Origin of the sequence: Gemmobacter caeruleus, from assembly GCF_008271655.1 — a bacterium.
GTDB classification, from domain to species: domain Bacteria; phylum Pseudomonadota; class Alphaproteobacteria; order Rhodobacterales; family Rhodobacteraceae; genus Gemmobacter; species Gemmobacter caeruleus.
Genome location: NZ_VKKX01000033.1, coordinates 239,273 through 258,732, shown reverse-complemented (window position 1 = coordinate 258,732; position 19,460 = coordinate 239,273). Strand labels below are relative to the sequence as shown.

Here is a 19,460-nt window from a genome sequence, read left to right as displayed (position 1 = left end):
TCCAATCGAATTGCGGCAACTTATTTGGGGCTGCGCTTTGCCAGAATACGCTGCAATGTCCGGCGATGCATATTAAGTCGGCGCGCGGTTTCCGACACATTGCGATCGCACATTTCATAAACGCGCTGAATATGCTCCCAGCGGACCCGGTCTGCCGACATCGGATTTTCCGGCGGCGGCGGCAGCGATTCGCCCCGCGCCAGCAGCGCATTGGTGATTTCATTCGCGTCTGCGGGTTTCGACAGATAATCGGTGGCGCCAATCTTCACCGCGGCGACGGCGGTCGCAATCGCGCCATAGCCGGTCAGCACGACGATCCGGCAATCGGGGCGCCGCTCGCGCAGGGCCTCCACGACATCCAGCCCGTTGCCGTCTTCCAGCCGCAGGTCGATCACCGCATAGGCCGGCGGGCGGCTTTGCGCGATGGCCTTGCCGGCCGCCACGCTTTCTGCCGTTTCGGGCTGAAATCCACGCTTTTCCATGGCTTTCGCCAGACGCTTCACAAAGGGCTCGTCGTCATCGACCAGCAGCAAGGTCCGGTCCGGCCCGAGTTCGGCGCCCAGATCATCCACCATGGCAAAATCCTTTCAACGACCCACGTTATCGCCAAAACCTAGGCCGCTTTGCCCATAAGGTCAATTTGCCGCGCGATCGGATGCCGCATCGACATAACAGGCGACATTCGCGGCCATTTCCTCGGGCGTGGTTTCACGCTTGTAGAATTCCATGAAACCCAGCTTTGGCAGAACCAGATAGGAAAAGGTCGAATGATCGACCAGATAGAATTCCTGCTCGGGGTTTTGCGCCTTGTAATAGGTCTTGTAGGCCTGCGATGCCGCCTTGACCTGTTCGGGCGATCCGGTCAGGCCGATCATCTTGGGGTGCAGGTTGGCGGCAAAATCCTTCACCACCTCGGGCGTATCGCGTGTCGGGTCGATGGAGATGAAGACCGGCTGCACATCCACCCCCTTTTCATCCAGCAGGTCGATGGCCGCCGCATTGCGGGCATTGTCCATCGGGCAGACATCGGGACAGAAGGTATATCCGAAATAGACGATCGAGGGTTTGGTGATCACGTCGGCATCGGTCACGGTCTTGCCTTCGCCATTGACCAGCGTGAACGGCCCGCCAATCGTGCCGCCGCCCACGGCCCCGGCCCGGCAGGCCGCAAAGGGATCATCCGCCTGGCGCGACTGCACATAATACAGGCTGCCCCCCACCAGCGCCGCCACCGCCGCCACCGCAATACCGGCATAAAGCTTTTGCATCGGAACCCCCTTTGTCTCTCCGGCACCTGACCGGCGCGCATTGATCCCGCAACCGGGCGGCCATAACAATGGCAAAAACGTCACCTGCGGCAGGATGTGTCAATCATGTGGTCCAGTTTCTTTCGCGCAGAGACCGATCACGGCCCGCGCAACGGCGTGCTGCATCTGCGCGGTCTGGTGCTGATCCGCTGGGCGGCGATCACCGGGCAGATCGCCACCCTGTTGATTGCAAGCAACCTGTTCCAGATCGGCTTTCCGCTGGGCCTGTGCCTGCTGGTGGTGGGCGGTTCGGTCATCGTGAACCTGCTGCTGATCTTTCTTTATCCCGAAAGCACGCGGCTGTCGGAATATCAGGTCTTCCTGACGCTGCTGTTCGACCTCGGGCAACTGGCGCTGCTGCTCTGGCTGACCGGGGGGCTGACCAACCCCTTCGCGCTGCTGATCGTGGCGCCGGTGACCATTTCGGCCACCGCATTGTCGGCACGGGCGACCCTGGTTCTGGGCACTTTGGCTATGGCGGCGATCACCATCCTGGCGCTGTCGCATCTCAAGCTGACCCTGCCCGATGGCACGCTGTTCACCCTGCCCACGCTGTTCGCCTTTGGCTTCTGGCTGTCGGTCATCATCGGCATCGCCTTTCTGGGCGCCTATGCGCATCGCGTCGCGGCCGAGATCCATACGATGCAGGACGCTTTGCTGGCCACGCAGATGGCGCTGGCGCGGGAACAGAAGCTGACCGATCTGGGCGGCGTGGTCGCTGCCGCCGCGCATGAGCTGGGCACGCCGTTGGCCACGATCAAGCTGGTCAGCGCCGAACTGATCGACGAGCTGGACACCAACCCCGATCTTCAGGCCGATGCGCAGCTGATCCGCGATCAGGCTGACCGCTGCCGCGAGATCCTGCGCTCCATGGGGCGGGCCGGGAAGGACGACCTGCATCTGCGCCGCGCCCCCCTTGAGGTGCTGCTGCGCGAGGCGGCCGAGCCGCATGTCGCGCGCGGCAAACGGGTGGCGTTTCACCTTTTGCCGCCCGATGACAGCGCCGGCAGCCCCGCCGCCGGGCCTGATCTGCGCCGCCAGCCCGAGGTCATTCACGGGCTGCGCAACCTGATCCAGAACGCCGTCGATTTCGCGCGGCAAGAGGTGTCGATCGAGGCGGAATGGACGGCGGCGCGCCTCACGCTCCGCATCCGCGATGACGGGCCGGGCTATCCCTCCCATGTGATTGGCCGGCTGGGCGAACCCTTCATGCGCAATCGCCGCAGCGCCGCCGATCTGGCCGCGCGCCCGGAATATGACGGGATGGGCCTTGGCCTCTTCATCGCCAAGACCCTGCTGGAGCGCACGGGGGCCGAGCTTTCCTTCGCCAATCGCAGCCCCGGCCCCCAGGGCGAAACCGGCGCCATTGTCGAGGTCACCTGGCCCATGAGCCGGATCGAGGCGCCAAAGGGCGCCCTGGGTGACAACCCGCTGAACGCCTGATCCCGCCCGCCAGTCTGCCTGTCGCGCAATTTCCGATTAACCCCGAGTTAACTTTCTCGCGCGAAAGTAGCGAAAACAGCAAGAATGCTTGGGGATCATGATGAGTCTGGATTGGGCACCCGCCTTGGTGCTGTTCGTGACCTGCGGCCTGATCGCGCTTGGCAGCGTCTTTGTTCTGGCCGCGCTGCAAGGTCAGGCCGATCGACAGGCGGGCCTGATCTTTGCCGAACGCGGCGGCGGGCTGTGCTTCCTGTTCGATGGCGATGCGCTTCTGGATGCCACGCCGCAGGCCCGCGCCCTGCTGGCCCAGCGTAGCGGCAGCGGATCGCATCGCGCGCGGCTGCTTGCCTACCTGCTGCCCCGCTTTCCCGATCTGGAAACCCACCTTGCCCGCCTGGCGGATGAGGGCAATTTCGTGCTGACCGCCCCGCAGGACGATGGCGCCATGCTGACGGTCGAGGCAGAGCTGCGCGGTGGCCTGACCCGCATCGCGCTCCACCACGCCGAAGAGGCGGCCAGCACGGCAGGTCAGGATCTTCTGACGCAAAAGGCGATCCAGCAGGAACTGGGGCAGTTGCGGCAGGTGCTGGCCAATGCGCCCTGGCTTGTCTGGCGCGAAACGCGGGATGGCGACGTGGTCTGGGCCAATGCCGCCTATCTGTCCGAGGCGGCCGAGCGCCTGCCCAGCGGCGAGGATCTGACCTGGCCCTTGCCGCGCCTGTTCGATACCGGGGCCGCCGCGACCGGCGGCGCGCAGCGGGGCAAGCTGACCGATGGCAATGGCCGGCCGCACTGGTTCCGGCTTCAGGCGCGCGATGACGGGGCCGAGCGTCTGGTCTTTGCCGAACCGGCCGACGATCTGGTCTTGGCCGAGGAATCCACCGCCGATTTCAAGCAGACCCTGGCCAAGACCTTTGCCCATCTGCCGATCGGCATCGCGATCTTTGACCGTCAGCGCCAGCTTGCCATGTTCAACCCCGCCTTGCTCGATCTGACCACGCTGCCGCCGGATTTCCTGTCGATGCGGCCCACGCTCTTTGCCGTTCTCGATGCGCTGCGCGACCGCAACATGATCCCCGAACCCAAGGATTACCGCAGCTGGCGCCGGCAGATGACGGAGCTGGAGCAAGCCGCCTCCAGCGGTCATCACGAGGAAACCTGGACCCTGCCGGGCGGTCAGACCATCCGCCTGACCGGGCGCCCGCATCCCAATGGCGCGCTGGCCCTGATGTTCGAGGATATCACCACCGAAATGTCGCGCATCCGCCGCTATCGCGCCGATCTGGAGCTGAGCCAGTCGGTGCTGGATACCGTCGAACAGGCGCTGGTGGTCTTTGCCCCCGGCGGCGCGCTGGTGATGGCCAATGCCAGCTATGCCGCGCTGTGGGATCACGACCCCGCCGCCCAACTGGGCGAGGCAAGCCTTGCCCGCATCAGCACCCATTGGCGCACGCGCTCTGCCCCCAGCGCCTTCTGGATGGAGTTGCAGGCCTTTTGCGACAGTTCCGGCCAGCGCGACACCCTGCTGGGCGAAGTGCGCCTGCTGGACGGGCGGCTGATCTCGTGCCGCGCGCAGCATCTGGCGGGCGACATGACGCTGGTCACCTTTGCCGGCACCACCCCGCATGAGGGGCGCCTGCCGCTTCTTGACAGCGGCGGCGACCGCAAGCGCGCCTGAGGGCAAAGCGGCTTGCGGCGGAACGCAGGCGCGGTAAATTGCCGGCATGACCGACCGCCGCCTGTATCTGCCCGATGACGAAGCGACCACGCGCCTGGGGCAGTGGTTCGCGGCGCGGTTGCGGCCGGGCGATGTGCTGCTCTTGTCCGGCCCGATCGGCGCCGGCAAGACCCATTTCGCTCGCGCCCTGATCCGCGCCCGGCTGGGCGCCGAGGTCGAGGTGCCCTCGCCCACCTTCACGCTGGTCCAGACCTACGAAGACCCGCGGGGCGATCTCTGGCATGCCGATCTGTATCGGCTGGGCCACCCCGACGATATTGTCGAACTCGGGCTTGAGGCGGCCTTTGACGATGCGATCAGCCTGATCGAATGGCCCGACCGGCTGGGCGACCAGACGCCGCCACAGGCGCTGCATCTGCATTTCGCGGCCGAGGGCGAGGGCCGCGCCCTGCGCCCCGTCCCCACCGATCACCCGCTGCTGAAGGACTGGCCCGCGTGACCCGTCAAAGCCGATCCATCGCCTTTCTTGCGGCAAATGGTTGGGGCGATGCCCGCCGCGCCTTTCTGGCCGGTGATGCCTCGGATCGCAGCTATGACCGGCTCTGGCTCGGCGGTCGCCGTGCGGTGCTGATGGACGCGCCGCCCGGCAAGGGCGACGATCCGGCCGATTTCATCCGCATCGCGCGGCACCTCTCCGCGCTTGGCCTTTCGGCCCCAGCCATTCTGGCGCAGGATCTGGATCACGGCTTTCTGCTGTTGGAGGATCTGGGCGACGCGATCTTTGCCCGCGTGCTGGACGCAGACCCGTCGCAGGAAGCCGCGCTCTATGCTGCCGCGGCCGGGGTTCTGCTGCATCTGCAAGCCGCGCCGCCCCCGCCCGGCCTGCCCGACCTTTCGGCGCAGGATTGGGCCGCGGCCGCGGCCTTTGCACTGCAATGGTATCGCCGGGGCATCACCAACAGCGATTGCGATAGTGGCGATTTCGTCACCTGCCTGACCGGGTTGATGCAGCGCCATGCCGATGGTCCGCGCGTGCTGATCCTGCGCGATTACCATGCCGAAAACCTGCTCTGGCTGCCGGAACGCGCGGGCCTGGCGCGGGTGGGGCTGCTGGATTTCCAGCTCGGGCAGATGGGGCAGCCGGGCTATGATCTCGTATCGCTGCTGCAAGATGCACGCCGCGACGTGGACCCCGCGACCGAAACCGCCATCAAGGCGCAATTCCGCGCCGCGACCGGCAGCACGGCCACCGATTTCGACAGCAGCTATGCCGTGCTGGGCGCCCAGCGGGCGCTGCGGATTCTGGGCATCTTTGCCCGGCTCTGCATGGTGGCGGGCAAGCCCGGCTATCTGCGGCTGGTGCCCCGGGTCTGGGGGCAGTTGCAGCGCAATCTGGCCCATCCCGCCCTGGCGCCGCTGGCGCGGATCTGCGCCGATCTGCTGCCACCGCCAACCCCCGAGAACCTGAACCGGATCGCCCAGTCATGCCCCAGCCCCGCGCCCTGATGCTGTTCGCCGCCGGTTTCGGCACCCGCATGGGCGCCCTGACCCGCAGCCGCCCGAAACCGCTGATCGAGGTGGCGGGCCGCGCGCTGCTGGATCATGCGCTGGCGCAGGCGGCGGGGGTGCCGCTCGACCGGATCGTGGTCAACCTGCATTACCTGCCCGACCAGATCCGCGCGCATCTGCATGACCGCGCCGGGATCACCTTTTCCGACGAACAGCCCGAGATCCTGGAAACCGGCGGCGGGCTGCGCGCGGCGCGGCCTTTGCTGGGGCCCGATCCGGTTTTCGTCATGAATACCGACGGGGTCTGGACCGGCGAAAACCCGTTGCAGCAACTGGCCGCCGCCTGGGATCCGGCACGGATGGACGCGCTGCTGCTGCTGTTGCCTGCCGGCGACTTCACCGGCCATCGCGGCACCGGCGATTTCGTGCTGGCCCCGGATGGGCGGCTGACCCGTGCCGCCGGTCGCCCCGGCCACAGCTATATCGGCGCGCATGTCACCCGCACCGACCTGCTGGCGGCCTATCCGCAAACCGCCTTCTCGCTCAATCTGTTCTGGGATGACGCAATCGCGCGGGGCCGGGCCTATGGCCTTGTGCATCGCGGCGGCTGCGCCGATGTCGGCCGCCCCGATGGCATTGCCGAGGCCGAAAGGCTGCTGGCCGATGTTTGATCCGGGCGCCGGCCACCGCCTGTTCGCCCTGCCGCCGGGATGCGACTTTCCGGCCGAACTGGCGCGCGGCCTGATCGCGCGCATGGCCGGCCAGCCGCCCGAGGCCATGGCCCGCGTCACGCTTTTCGTGAACACGCAGCGCATGCGACGGCGGATCGGCGCGCTGCTGGCGGCCGAGGGCGCGCGCTTTCTGCCCCGGCTGCGTCTGGTCACCGACCTGGCGCCCGAGGCGATGCGGCTGGGCATCCCGCCTTCGCCCCCCGCCCTGCGCCGACGGCTGGAGCTGATTCAGCTGATCCTGGGCCTGCTGGATGCCGAACCCGACCTTGCCCCCCGCGCCGCGCTGTTCGATCTGGCCGACAGTCTGGCCACGTTGATGGACGAAATGCAGGGCGAGGAGGTGACGCCCGACGATATCGCCGCGCTGGATGTGTCGAACCATTCGGCGCATTGGACGCGGACGCAATCCTTCATGGGCATCGTGCGGCATTTCTTTGCCCCCGAGGCCGCGCCCGACCCCCAGACCCGCCTGCGCCGCACGATCGACGGGCTGGCCGCGCTGTGGGAGGCGACGCCGCCACAAGACCCGATCCTGATCGCAGGCTCCACCGGGTCGCGCGGCACGACGATGCGCCTGATGAAGCTGGTGGCGCGGCAACCGCAGGGCGCGATCATCCTGCCCGGCTTTGATTTCGACCAGCCGCCCCCGATCTGGGAGGGCATGACCGATGCCCTGACCGCCGAGGATCATCCGCAATACCGCTTTCGCCATCTGCTGAACGAATTGGGCGCGCCCGTCGCCGCCGTGCAACGCTGGACCGAGGCGCCGCCGCCCGCCCCTGCGCGCAACCGTTTGATTTCGCTGTCATTGCGGCCCGCACCCGTGACCGATCAATGGCTGAGCGAGGGCGCGGGGCTGGATGACCTGCCCGATGCCACCGCCGATCTGACACTGATCGAGGCCGACAACCCGCGTGCCGAGGCGCTGTCGATCGCGCTGATCCTGCGCGAGGCGGCCGAGACCGGCACCGCCGCCGCGCTGATCACCCCGGACCGCGGCCTGACCCGGCAGGTAGAGGCCGCGCTGGACCGCTGGGGCATCACGCCCGATGATTCCGCCGGCAAGCCGCTGCCGCTTTCGGCGCCGGGGCGCTTTCTGCGCCATGTAGGCGCGCTTCTGGGCGAAAAGCTGACCTCCGAGGCGCTGCTGACGCTGCTCAAGCATCCGCTGGCGGCCTCGGGCGGGGCGCGCGGGCCGCATCTCTTGCTGACGCGCGAGCTGGAACTGACGCTGCGCCGCAAGGGGCCGCCCTTCCCCACGCCCGACAGCCTGCGCGCCTGGGCCGCCACCCGCAAGGATGACAATGCCCGCCCCTGGGCCGACTGGATCATCGCCGCGCTTGACGGGCTGGACCGGATCGACCGCCAGAGCCTGACCGACCATCTGACCCGGCATCTGACCTGCGCCGAGGCACTGGCGCGCGGCCCCTGGGGCGATGCGCCGGGCCTGCTATGGCAGAATGCGGCCGGCGAGGAAGCCGCCCGCGTGATCGGCGAGCTGCGCACTGAGGCCGCGGCCGGCGGCGTTCTGGCGGTGCAGGATTACCGCGACCTGTTCGACGCCGTGCTGCAAACCGGCGAGGTGCGCCAGGATCGCGGCGTGCATCCGCAACTGATGGTCTGGGGCACGCTGGAGGCCCGGGTGAACGGCGCCGAATTGCTGATCCTGGGCGGGCTGAATGACGGGATCTGGCCCAAACTGCCGCCGCCGGACCCCTGGCTCAATCGCCGGATGCGCAAGGAATGCGGGCTGAGTCTGCCCGAGCGACTGATCGGCCTGTCGGCGCATGATTACCAGCAGGCCGTCGCCGCGCCCCGCGTCGTGCTGTCGCGCGCCCGCCGCGATGCCGAGGCCGAGACGGTCGCCTCGCGCTGGCTGAACCGGCTGACCAACCTGATGGAGGGGCTGCCCGCCCGGAATGGGCCACAGGCGCTGGCCGCGATGAAGGCGCGGGGGCAAGCCTGGCTGACGCTGGCACGGCAGTTGGAACAGCCCGAGGCGCCAGAGCCTTCGGCGCCGCGCCCCTCGCCCCGGCCGCCGGTGGCGCATCGGCCGCGCGAACTGGCGCTGACCCGGATCGCGACGCTGATCCGCAACCCCTATGACATCTATGCGCGCTATGTGCTGCGGCTGTCGCGGCTCGATCCGCTGCATCGCAGCCCCGATGCCCGCTTGCGCGGGTCGATCCTGCATCGCGTGCTGGAAACCTATGTGCGCATGCCCCGCCCCGCCGACCCCGCCGCCGCGCGGGCGCAGCTTCTGGCCGTGGCCGAGGGCGTGCTGGCCGACGAGGTGCCCTGGCCCGCCGCCCGCGCGCTCTGGCTGGCGCGGCTGGAACGAGCGGCCGGGTTCTTTCTGGCGCATGACGGCATGGAGGGCGGCAAGCCCGTCATGCTGGAGGAAAAGGGCCGTGTGCCGCTGACCGGCCTTGATTTCGCGCTGTCGGGCACGCCTGACCGGATCGACGCCCTGCCCGACGGGCGACTGCATATCATCGACTACAAGACCGGCACCCCACCGACCGAGGCCCAGCAACGCGCCTTTGACAAGCAACTGCTGCTGGCGGCCTGCATGGCCGAACAGGGCGGTTTCCGCCAGCTTGGCCCCGCCGAGGTGGCGCGGATCAGCTATCTGGGCCTGGGCAGCACGCCCAAGCTGGTCAGCACCGAGATCACGCCGCAGATCATCGGTGAAACCTGGGAATCGCTGCATCGCCTGATCGGGCAATACATGCAGCGGTCCAAGGGCTATACCGCCCGCCGGGCCATGTTCGAGACGAATTTCCCCGGCGATTACGACCATCTGTCGCGCTTCGGCGAATGGGATATGACCAGCCCCGCCACCGCCGCGGATGTGGGCGACCAGAGCGGAGAGGCGCCATGACGCTGAACGATGCCTCGGCCCGCCAGCAGGATGCCGCTCGGCCGGAATGGTCAACCTGGCTGTCGGCCAATGCCGGATCGGGCAAGACCCGCGTGCTGACCGACCGCGTGGCGCGTCTGCTGCTTTCGGGGGTCGATCCGGCGCGCATCCTGTGCCTGACCTATACCAAGGCCGCGGCCTCGGAGATGCAGAACCGCCTGTTCGCGCGGCTCGGTGCCTGGGCGATGAAGCCCGAGGCCGAGCTGCGGCAGGCGCTGCTGGATCTGGGCACCGGTGCCGTGCCCGACGCCCTGCTGGCCGAGGCGCGGCGCCTGTTCGCCCGCGCCATCGAAACCCCGGGGGGTCTGCGTATCCAGACCATCCACAGCTTTTGCGCCACGCTTTTGCGCCGGTTTCCGCTGGAGGCGGGCGTATCCCCGCAATTCACCGAACTGGATGACCGCGCCGCGCGGCTGATGCGCGATGCGGTGATCGAGGAGCTGGCCGACGGGCCGGGGCTGGACGTGGTGCGCGATCTGGCCGCCCATTTCACCGGCGAGGATTTCGCCCAACTGACAGCCGAGATCGCCCGCCACGCTGCCGCCTTTCCCCGGGGCGAGGCCGGCGCCATCGCCGGCGCGCTGTTCGATCTGCCGCCGGGCACTGACGCCCCCCGCCTGATCGCCGATGTGCTGCGGGGCGGCGAGGCGGAACTGCTGCGCGACGCCGCGCTGATCCTGCAAACCGGGTCGGTCAATGATCAGCGCGCGGCGGGCAAGCTGGCCGCGATAGCGCTTGATGCGCCCGATCTGGCAACGCTCGCCGCGTTGGAAGGCGTGCTGCTGCATGGCGAATCGAAGGTGCCGGGCAAAAGCTATACCGCCAGGCTGGAAGCCATCGCCACCAAGGCGACGCAGCCAAAGCTTGCGCCCCTGCAAGACCGGCTGGATGCGCTGATGCGGCGGGTAGAGGCCGCGCGCCCGTTGCGGCTGGCGCTGCTGGCCGCCGAACGCACCGCCGTTCTGCACCGCTTTGCCGGGGCCTTTCTGCCGCGCTATGCCCGGCGCAAGCTGCTGCGCGGCGCGCTGGATTTCGACGATCTGATCGCCCGCGCCATCGGCCTTTTGACCGACCCGGCGGTTGCGCAATGGGTGCTGTTCCGGCTGGATGGCGGCGTGGATCACATTCTGGTGGACGAGGCGCAGGACACCTCGCCCGACCAATGGCGCGTGATCGAACTGCTGGCGCAGGAATTCACCTCGGGCCAGGGCGCGCGCGACATTGACCGCACGATCTTTGTGGTGGGTGACCAGAAACAGTCGATCTATTCCTTTCAGGGCGCCGATGTTTCGGCCTTTGCCCGGATGCGCGAACGGTTCCAGACCGGGCTTGCCGCCATTGAGGCACCGTTTCAGGCGCTTGACCTGCTGCATTCCTTCCGCTCGTCCCCCGCCATTCTGGATCTGGTGGACCGCACCTTTCCCGAACCGCTGCACCCCGCGCTTGGCGGCCCGTCGCGGCACATCGCCTTCAACGAAACCATGCCGGGCAGGATCGAGATCTGGCCGCCCATCGCCCCCTCTGAAACCCCGGAGGAAGAGGATTGGGCCGATCCCGTCGATCTGATCAGCGGCGAACATCATACCGCCGTGATGGGGCGGCGCGTCGCCGACCGCATCGCGCAGATCCTGCGCGCCGGCACCCTGATCCCCGAGGGCAAGGAGATGCGGCCGGTTCATGCCGGCGATATCCTGATCCTGGTCCGGCGCCGCTCGCCGCTGTTTGCCGAGGTGATCCGCGCCTGCAAGGCCGCCGGCCTGCCAATTGCCGGCGCCGATCGCCTGCATCTGGGCGCCGAGATGGCGGTGAAGGACATCACCGCCCTTCTGGCCTTTCTGGCCTTGCCCGAAGACGATCTCGCGCTGGCGGAATGCCTGCGCTCGCCGCTGTTCAACCTGTCGGAAGCCGCGCTTTACGCGCTGGCGCAACCGCGCAAGGGCTTTCTGTGGGAGGCGCTGCGCAATGACCCGTGCCACGCCGAAACAGTCTCTGTATTGCAGGATTTGCGTGATAACGCCGATTTCCTGCGCCCCTTCGACCTGATCGAACGCGCGCTGACCCGGCATGACGGGCGGCGGCGTTTTCTGGCACGCTTGGGTGCCGAGGCCGAAGATGGCATTGACGAATTGCTCAATCAGGCGCTGGCCTATGAACGCAATGACGTGCCCAGCCTGACCGGCTTTCTGACCTGGCTTCAGGGCGAGGATGTGCAGGTCAAGCGTCAGATGGAAAGCGGCGGCCGCAAGATCCGCGTGATGACCGTGCATGGCGCCAAGGGGCTGGAGGCGCCGATCGTCATCCTGCCCGATACCGCCGATCTGCGCGCCAATGACCGGGACGAGATCTATCGGCTGGACGATACTGCCGTCTGGCGCCCCGCCTCGGCCGACAGCCCCGACCGGATCGCCGCCCTGCGGCAAGACCGGGCCGAACGCGCACAGGCGGAATCGCTGCGCCTGCTCTATGTCGCGCTGACACGGGCGCAAAGCTGGTTGATCGTGGGCGCCGCCGGGCAGCTTGCCTCGCAAAAGGGCGAGGGTGGCAAAGTGCCGGCCTGGTATGATCTGATCCATGCCGGGGCAACGCAACTGGGCGCAACCGTCGCACCGGATGGCGCGCTGACCTATCAGTTCGGCACCTGGCCTTTGGTCGAAAACGTCACTGATACCGCTGAAAATGCCCCCAATATCGCCCCGCCCGACTGGCTGCGCCGTCCGGCCCCCGCACCCCAGGCGGTAGAGGCGCTGCTGCGCCCGTCAATGCTGGGCGGCGCCAAGGTGCTGTTCGGCGAGGGTAGCCCCGAGGATGGCGAGGCCGCGCGGCACCGTGGCACCGCGCTTCACCTGCTGCTGGAGACGCTGCCCGAACTGCCACAGGCCGATTGGCCGCGCGCGGCCGCCAGCCTGATCGAGGATCCGCCGCTCTGCGCCGCACTTCTGGCCGAGGCGTCGGCCCTGCTGACTGCGCCGCATCTGGCCGCGATCTTTGCACCCGATGCGCTGACAGAAGTCTCTGTAACCGCGGAATATGAGGGAAAGCGCCTGCTGGGCACCATTGACCGGCTGATCGTCACGCCTGATCTGATCCGCGTCATCGACTATAAATCGAACCAGATCGTGCCGCGCGATGTGGCCGAGGTGCCCGAAGGGATCCTGGCGCAGATGCGGGCCTATCGCGCCGCCATGGCCCAGATCTATCCCGACCGGCGGATCGAGACAGCGATCCTCTGGACGCGGACCGGCCTATTGATGCCCGTGACCTGAGCCCAGACGGATGCCATAACGGCTGATCTTGTCATTCAGCGTGCGCCGCGCCACGCCCAGAACCTGCGCCGCGCGTTCGGTATTGCCGTGACAGCGTTCCAGCACGGCGCGGATCTCGCGCGCCTCATATTCGGCTACCTTTTCCGCCAGGCTCTGCGGTGCGACGCGGGGCACGGCGGCAAGCTCGGGCATCGTCACCCCCAGGGCAAAGCGTTCGGCGGCGGCGCGCAATTCGCGCACATTGCCCGGCCATGGCAAGCGCGAAAGCCGCTGACACAGGGCATAATCCACCTCTGGCGCCGGCCGCCCCGACCGCTGTGCGACCTGATCCACGAAATGCGTGAACAGCAGACCGATATCCGCGCCAAGCACGCGCAGTGGCGGCAATTCCAGTTCGGCCCCGCAAAGACGAAAGAACAGATCGGCGCGAAAGCTGCCATCCAGCGTCATCTTGCGCAGATCGGCCTTTGACAGCGCGACCAGACGCAAATCCAGCGGTCGCGGGCGGTTCTCGCCCAGCCGCACCACCTGCCGATCCTCCAGCGCGCGCAGCAACTTGGGCTGAACCGCCAGCGGCATCGCCTCGATCTCGTCCAGCACCAGCGTCCCGCCGGCCGCCGCCTCCAGCTTGCCGGGTTTGTCGGTCGCGCCGGGAAAGGCGCCGGCGACATGGCCGAACATCTCCAGCTCGAACAGGCTTTCGGGCAGGGCGGCACAGTTGACCGCCAGCAGTGGCCCATTGCGGCGTGAACTGCCGGCATGCAGCGCCCGCGCGACCAGCTCCTTTCCCGTGCCGGTTTCACCCGACACGACCAGATCGAGATCCAGCGGCGCCAGCGCGTCGATTCGGCCGCGCAGAGACTGTATTGCCGCAGATTGCCCCAGCAAGACCCGCTGTTCACGATCTGCCAGAGCGTCGCGCAGGCGGCCCAATTCGGCCCGCAGCGCCGCCCCGCGCAAGGCCCGGTCCACCACAGCCATGAGATGCGCGCCGTCATAGGGTTTTTCGATGAAATCCTCGGCGCCAATGCGCATCGCCCGCACGGCATGGGGCACGTCGCCATGCCCGGTCAGCAGGATCACCGCCAGATCGGGGTGGCGGGCGCGCAGGGCCTCCAGCAAGGCGAAACCGTCAAGGCCGGGCATCCGCAGATCCGACAGCACGAGGTCAGGCAGATCCCCCGCCGCCAGCGCCGCCTCGGCCGAGGCAAAGCCCGCCGTCCGATGCCCGCGCGCCTGCAACAGATCGCACAGCGCCGCCAGATGGTCGGCATCATCGTCAACGACATGGATCAGCGCGGTCACGGCTCCTCCGGCGGGATGCGGGGCAGACAAGCCGTCGCAACCACGCCGCCCCCTTCGGGCACCGCGATATGCAGGCTTCCGCCAAATTCCGACAGGATTTCCTGCGAGATGGCAAGGCCCAGTCCCAGCCCTTCGCCGCTGGCCTTGGTGGTAAAGAACGGCTCGGCCACGCGGGCCAGATCATCGGGTGCGATGCCGGGCCCGTCGTCGCGCACCGCGATGCAGACATGGGCCGGGGTCTGCGACACCTCGACCCGAACCTGACCACCGCGCCCCTCGACCGCGTCCAGTGCATTGAGCAGCAGGTTCACCAGAACCTGTTCCAGCCGCACCCGGCCCACGCGCAGCCGGCAGGGCGCCGCCATCGGCTGCAAGACCGGGGTGACCCCGACGGCACGCGCCCGCGGCTGCACCAGTTCCAGCGCGCTTTCGATGACGGGTTGCAGGTCGATCACCTCAAGCTGCCCGCTTTCCTTGCGGGAAAACCCCTTGAGTCGCCGCGTCGTGCGCTGCATCCGGCGAATCAGGTTGCGGGCAGTCTCGATCCGCTTGGCGGCTTCTGGCGCGAGGGTTTCGGCCAGCATCGCGGCGGTGACCAGCGTTGCCTCCATGGCCGAAAGCGGCTGGCTGATCTCATGCACGATGGCGGCCGACATCCGGCCCAGCGCGGCCATCTTTTCGGCATGGATCAGGGTTTCCTGCGTAGCGCGCAGATCGGCCTCGGTCTTGCGCCGCGCCTCGATCTCATGCGCAAGCGCCTCGGTCCGCTCGGCGACGCGGCGCTCCAGCATGGTTGACTGATGCAGCCGCAACGCGATCAACGCCCGGCGCTGGCGCTGAATCTTCAGCCAGCCCAGCAGGGTCGCGGCCAGCAGCGCCGACAGCGCGGCCCAAAGCAGCGCGGCCAGCAGCGCCGGGCGCACCGGCAGCGCCGCGACAACCTGCCAGCCCGGGCCGAAATCGGCGCGGCGGATCGCCATGCTCTGCCCGTCACCGCCCGAGATCCAGCCCCCGGGCCGGCGCAGCAAGGGCGCTGCCGTTTCGACCTGTGTGCCGAAATAGGTCTGTTCGGCCTGCAACCGCGCGACAGCTTCGGCCGAAAGCGCGCTGAGCGGATGGTAAAGCCAGGCCGGATCCGAGGCGAGGAACACCACCCCGTCGGCATCGACCACGGCGGTATCCTGTTCGGCGGCGTTCCAGGTGGCCTGCAACGGCCCCAGATCGACCTTGACGACCAGCACCCCCACCCCGCCGCCCGACAGATCGACCCGCGCCGACAGGAAATAGCCGGGCGTCAGCGTCGTCACGCCGATCGCGTAGAAATCACCCTGTCCCCGGGCCATTGCATCGCGAAAATACGGGCGAAAGCTGTAATTCGACCCGACAAAGGTCTCGGCCATATTCCAGTTCGACGCGGCCAGCGTCAGCCCGTGCGCATCGAGCAGATAAAGATGGCTGGCCCCGGAATGCCGCACGACGCTTTCAAGATAGAGGTTCGCCGCCTGCACCCGGGCCGGATCGTCGGGCCGGGCCAGCACGTCGCGGATGCGCGCATCCTCGCCCGCGACCCGGGGCAGATAGCGGAAACGCTCGATCTCCGTCTCCAGCGCGCGGCGGGTCAGGATCAGGCTCTGATCCAGCCGCGCCGCCATGTCGCGCTGCGACAAGAGCCAGGCCGCCCACCCCGCGCTGAGGGCGCAAAGCCCGACCAGCAGCAGCATGACGGACGGGGAAAGGCGGCGGGGCGGGGTCACGATCAATCCTTGGGACAGGGGCGCAGGATCAGCGGCGCCGCGGCATCAGCGCCAAGCATCTGGCACTGTTCCCCGCAAAGCCGCCAGCCCGACCCTGTCATTCCCGAGGCCGCCAGCGCAAGCTGCGGCACCGCCGGCAAATCGGGTTGCCACACCCACCAGCCACCTTCGGCGTGGCCATTCGCGCCCTGCTCCATCCCCGCGCCGGCCCCTTGCACCGCCGCCTCGGTCAGGCGCAGCCCGGTGGGCGTGACCTGCCAGCTTTCCCGCCAGCGGGTCTTTTCCACCGAATGCGCCCATTCCAGCGTGAAATCCCCGCCGGGGCCAAGCGCGACCAGCAGCGCCCCGGCCAGCAGGCAGCCGCTCATGCCAGGCTCCGCCGCCGGCCAAGCCAGAGCCACAGCGCAAAGACGGCAAACAGCGCAAAGCCGATCTCGTCGGTCAGGGGCAGCGCCGCGACCAGCGTGAAGGCCGCCACCATGGCCAGAGCCCGCTCGGCCACGCCCAGCGGCCGACCCAGCCAGCCGATGACGGCCACACCCCAAAGCGCCAGTGCGACCAGCGATTTCAGCACGATATAGGCCACGGCCGGCCAATAACCGATCGCCTGCGCCATCGGCCCGCCATCCTGCAACATCAGCGCCGGCGTATAGACCGCCATGAAGGGCACGACAAAACCCGCCGCCGCGATCTTGACCGCCTCCAGACTGATCCGCAGCCCGGATTCCTTGGCAATCGGTGCCGCAGCAAAGCAGGCCAGCGCAACCGGCGGTGTCAGATCGGCCAAGATGCCGAAATAGAACACGAACATATGGCTGACGATCAGCGGCACGCCCAGCTCCAGCAGGGCAGGCCCCGCGATGGAGGAAGTGATGATGTAATTCGGGATGGTTGGAATGCCCATGCCCAGGATGATGCAGGTGATCATCGTCAGGATCAGCGACAGGAACAACGAGCTTTTGCCGACGCCCACGATGAACTGGCCAAAGGTATTGGCGGCCCCTGTCAGCGTCATCACCCCGATGATGACCCCCACCAGCGCGCAGGCGATGCCCACCGGCAAGGCGGTGCGCGCGCCCTCGGCCAGGCTGTCGCGGCACAGGGCCAGTGTCGCCCGCCCGCCTGCGCTGAAGGCGCAAACCGCGATCAGCGTCACCAATGCGGCCAGCACGACCGCAATCCCCAGCTTGAAGAACGCCGCGGCGACCAGCCCCAGCCCGATCCAGAAGATCACCCGGATCGTGCCTTCGGGCAGGCCCAGCACCACCGAACCGCCCAGGATCAGCAGCGCCGTCAGCACCAGCCCCACCGTGCCGGCAAACAGCGGCGTGTAGCCGGAAAACAGCAGCCAGACCAGCACCGCAAGCGGCAAGAGCAGGAACCACCCCTCGCGCAGCGCCTTGCGCGGCGAGGGCAACTCGGCCCGCGACAGGCCGCGCAGGCCGCGTTTGCCGGCCTCCAGATGCACCATCCAGAACACGCCGACGAAATAGAGGATCGCCGGGATCAGCGCGGCCTTGACGATTTCGACATATTCCACGCCCAACGTCTCTGCCATGATGAAGGCCACGGCGCCCATGACCGGCGGCATGATCTGCCCGCCCATCGAGGCCGTCGCCTCCACCCCGCCGGCGAAGGCGGGCCGGTAGCCGAAACGCTTCATCAGCGGGATGGTGAACTGCCCCGTCGTCACCACATTGGCCACGCCCGACCCGGAAATCGTGCCCATCAGTCCCGATGACAGCACCGCCACCTTGGCAGCGCCGCCCGTGCGGTGCCCGACCAGCCCCAGCGAAACATCGGTGAACAGCCGGATCATCCCGGCCTTTTCCAGAAAGGCGCCGAACAGGATGAACAGAAAGATATAGGTCGAGGAAACATAGGTCGGAATGCCGTAGATGCCCTCGGTCCCGTAAGACAGATGTTCGACCACCTGCGCGAAATCGTAACCCCGATGATTGAGCGGCGCGGGCAGATATTCGCCAAACAGCGCATAGGCCAGAAACAGCCCCGAAATGATCGGCAGCGCCGGGCCCATCATCATCCAGGCCGCCGCAAAGACCGCGATCAGCGCCAGAACCCCGACCCAGAGATCACGCGGCAGCGGATCGCCCGCGCGCAGCAGCAATTCGGTATATTCCACCGCCTGATAGGCGGCGACGGCGATGCCGGCCGCGGCAAGCGCATAGGTGACGGCCCGGGAAACCGGCCCCATCCGCTTGGCAATCGCCAAAAGCGGAAAGGCCAGCGCCATGAGGAAACCGACATGCAGCGCCCGGGCAACCTGGCTGGGCATGTCGATCAGATGCGCCGCGATGGCGATCTGAAAGGCCGAAAACACCACGGCCAGCCAGAACAGCGCCCGCCCGAACGCGCCGGGCGGAAATCCGGCCCCCAGCGGATCATGGTCATGCACCAGCGCGGCCTGGCCCGTCGAATCGGGTTGGGTCATTCCATCCATCCTCCCAAATGGATATGCGTGGGCGCCCCCCTGGGGCCGCCCGACAAGGCTCAGAACAGGCCTTTTTCCTTGTAGAACCGCTCGGCCCCCGGATGCAGCGGCACCGGCGCATCCTTGGCGGCGCTTTCCAGGCTGATGCCGGCGGCGGCGCTATGGGCGGCCTTCAGCGTGTCGAGATTGTCGAAGATCAGCTTGGTCATCTGATAGGCGGTTTCGTCCGAGACATCGGCATGGGTGACCAGATAATTGATCACCGCCGCCGTCGGCACATCGGCCTCTTGCCCCTGATAGGTGCCGGCGGGAATGGTCGCTGCGACATAGGGCGCGCCGATCGCCGCCACCGTTTCAGCAGGAATAGAGACGATCGTGATTGCCTGCGACGAGGCCAGATCCTTGATCGCGGCATTGCCGAGCCCCGAGGATTGCAGCGTCGCCTCCAGCTGACGGTTCTTCATCAGTTCCACCGATTCCGCGAAGGGCAGATATTCGACCTTGCCCAGATCGTCATAGCTCAGCCCGGTCGCGGCCAGGATCGCGCGAGCATTCAGCTCGGTCCCGGATTTCGCGGCACCGACCGAGAGGGTCTTGCCCTTCAGATCGGCGACCGTGGTGATGCCGGCCTCTTGCAGCGCGGCGATCTGGACGTAATTCGGATAGATCGCCGCGATGACGCGCAGCTTGTCCAGCGGCTGCTTGAACCCGGCATCGGCATTGCCTTCCCAAGCATATTTGACGGAATCGCCAAGCGCAAAGCCCAGTTCGCCCTTGCCTTGCTGCAAGAGGTTCAGGTTCTCGACCGAGGCCTTGGTCGCCTGAACCTGGGTGCGCGCGCCCTCGATCCCCTTGGCATAGATGTCAGACAGCGCGACGCCGAGCGGGTAATAGACGCCCGAGGTGCCCCCAGTCAGGACGTTGATGAATTCCTCTGCCTGGGCGGCAGGGGCATAGACGGCAAGCGCGCAGGCGAAAGCTGCCGCAAAGCGGGTGCGGTTGGACATGGTTCCTCCCATTGATCTGCAAAGCCTGCCTCCTCGCAGGCCTGGGGCAAGCATGGGCAAGCCCGCCACGTGGGGCAACCCCAAGCCG

General features: G+C 67.5%; 14 protein-coding genes. 7 read left to right on the top strand and 7 right to left on the bottom strand.

Annotated elements, in window-relative coordinates:
- Nucleotides 1-20: 20 nt before the first annotated feature.
- A complete protein-coding gene (locus FOA17_RS11905; RefSeq protein WP_149141712.1) occupies nt 21-575 on the bottom strand; it encodes an ActR/PrrA/RegA family redox response regulator transcription factor in 555 nt (184 codons plus the stop codon).
- A 60-nt stretch (nt 576-635) separates the two neighbouring features.
- Nucleotides 636-1,268, bottom strand: coding sequence for an SCO family protein (locus FOA17_RS11900; protein WP_149141711.1), 633 nt, complete (start codon nt 1,266-1,268; stop codon nt 636-638).
- Nucleotides 1,269-1,373: 105 nt separating this feature from the next.
- Here FOA17_RS11900 and regB point away from each other — a divergent pair, with 105 nt between their 5' ends.
- The 7 genes from regB to addA all read left to right on the top strand — a co-directional run bounded on the left by regB (nt 1,374) and on the right by addA (nt 12,854).
- Complete coding sequence (gene regB / locus FOA17_RS11895) at nt 1,374-2,750, top strand: sensor histidine kinase RegB (protein WP_149141710.1); 1,377 nt, start codon at nt 1,374-1,376, stop codon at nt 2,748-2,750.
- Between the two features lie 97 nt (nt 2,751-2,847).
- Nucleotides 2,848-4,428 carry a PAS-domain containing protein gene (locus FOA17_RS11890; RefSeq protein ID WP_149141709.1) on the top strand — a complete coding sequence of 527 codons (1,581 nt, stop codon included), beginning with the start codon at nt 2,848-2,850 and terminating at the stop codon, nt 4,426-4,428.
- A 46-nt stretch (nt 4,429-4,474) separates the two neighbouring features.
- Nucleotides 4,475-4,927: a tRNA (adenosine(37)-N6)-threonylcarbamoyltransferase complex ATPase subunit type 1 TsaE gene (gene tsaE, locus FOA17_RS11885; RefSeq protein ID WP_149141708.1), complete on the top strand. Its 453-nt coding sequence runs from the start codon at nt 4,475-4,477 to the stop codon at nt 4,925-4,927.
- Nucleotides 4,924-5,934, top strand: a complete 1,011-nt coding sequence (locus tag FOA17_RS11880; protein WP_203232324.1) for an aminoglycoside phosphotransferase family protein — start codon at nt 4,924-4,926, stop codon at nt 5,932-5,934. The genes tsaE and FOA17_RS11880 overlap by 4 nt, the downstream gene beginning before the upstream one ends.
- Nucleotides 5,913-6,608 (top strand): nucleotidyltransferase family protein, encoded by a 696-nt coding sequence (locus FOA17_RS11875; protein WP_149141706.1) that lies wholly within the window; start codon nt 5,913-5,915, stop codon nt 6,606-6,608. The genes FOA17_RS11880 and FOA17_RS11875 overlap by 22 nt, the downstream gene beginning before the upstream one ends.
- Nucleotides 6,601-9,552, top strand: coding sequence for a double-strand break repair protein AddB (gene addB / locus FOA17_RS11870; protein ID WP_149141705.1), 2,952 nt, complete (start codon nt 6,601-6,603; stop codon nt 9,550-9,552). The genes FOA17_RS11875 and addB overlap by 8 nt, the downstream gene beginning before the upstream one ends.
- Nucleotides 9,549-12,854, top strand: a complete 3,306-nt coding sequence (gene addA / locus FOA17_RS11865) for a double-strand break repair helicase AddA (RefSeq protein WP_149141704.1) — start codon at nt 9,549-9,551, stop codon at nt 12,852-12,854. The genes addB and addA overlap by 4 nt, the downstream gene beginning before the upstream one ends.
- Here the strand turns inward: addA and FOA17_RS11860 are convergent.
- The 5 genes from FOA17_RS11860 to FOA17_RS11840 are packed head-to-tail and all read right to left on the bottom strand — an operon-like array spanning nt 12,834 to nt 19,372.
- Entirely contained in the window at nt 12,834-14,159 is a 1,326-nt protein-coding gene (locus FOA17_RS11860) for a sigma-54-dependent transcriptional regulator (RefSeq protein WP_149141703.1), read from the bottom strand. The genes addA and FOA17_RS11860 overlap by 21 nt on opposite strands.
- Nucleotides 14,156-15,913, bottom strand: a complete 1,758-nt coding sequence (locus FOA17_RS11855) for a sensor histidine kinase (RefSeq protein ID WP_238991801.1) — start codon at nt 15,911-15,913, stop codon at nt 14,156-14,158. The genes FOA17_RS11860 and FOA17_RS11855 overlap by 4 nt, the downstream gene beginning before the upstream one ends.
- A gap of 2 nt (nt 15,914-15,915) precedes the next feature.
- A complete protein-coding gene (locus FOA17_RS11850) occupies nt 15,916-16,281 on the bottom strand; it encodes a DUF1850 domain-containing protein (RefSeq protein ID WP_149141702.1) in 366 nt (121 codons plus the stop codon).
- On the bottom strand, nt 16,278-18,365 hold the full coding sequence (locus tag FOA17_RS11845) for a TRAP transporter permease (protein WP_149141701.1): 2,088 nt from the start codon (nt 18,363-18,365) through the stop codon (nt 16,278-16,280). Before FOA17_RS11845 ends, FOA17_RS11850 begins: the two co-directional genes overlap by 4 nt.
- 59 nt (nt 18,366-18,424) lie before the next feature.
- Nucleotides 18,425-19,372, bottom strand: coding sequence for a TAXI family TRAP transporter solute-binding subunit (locus tag FOA17_RS11840; RefSeq protein WP_149141700.1), 948 nt, complete (start codon nt 19,370-19,372; stop codon nt 18,425-18,427).
- Between the last annotated feature and the right edge of the window lie 88 nt (nt 19,373-19,460).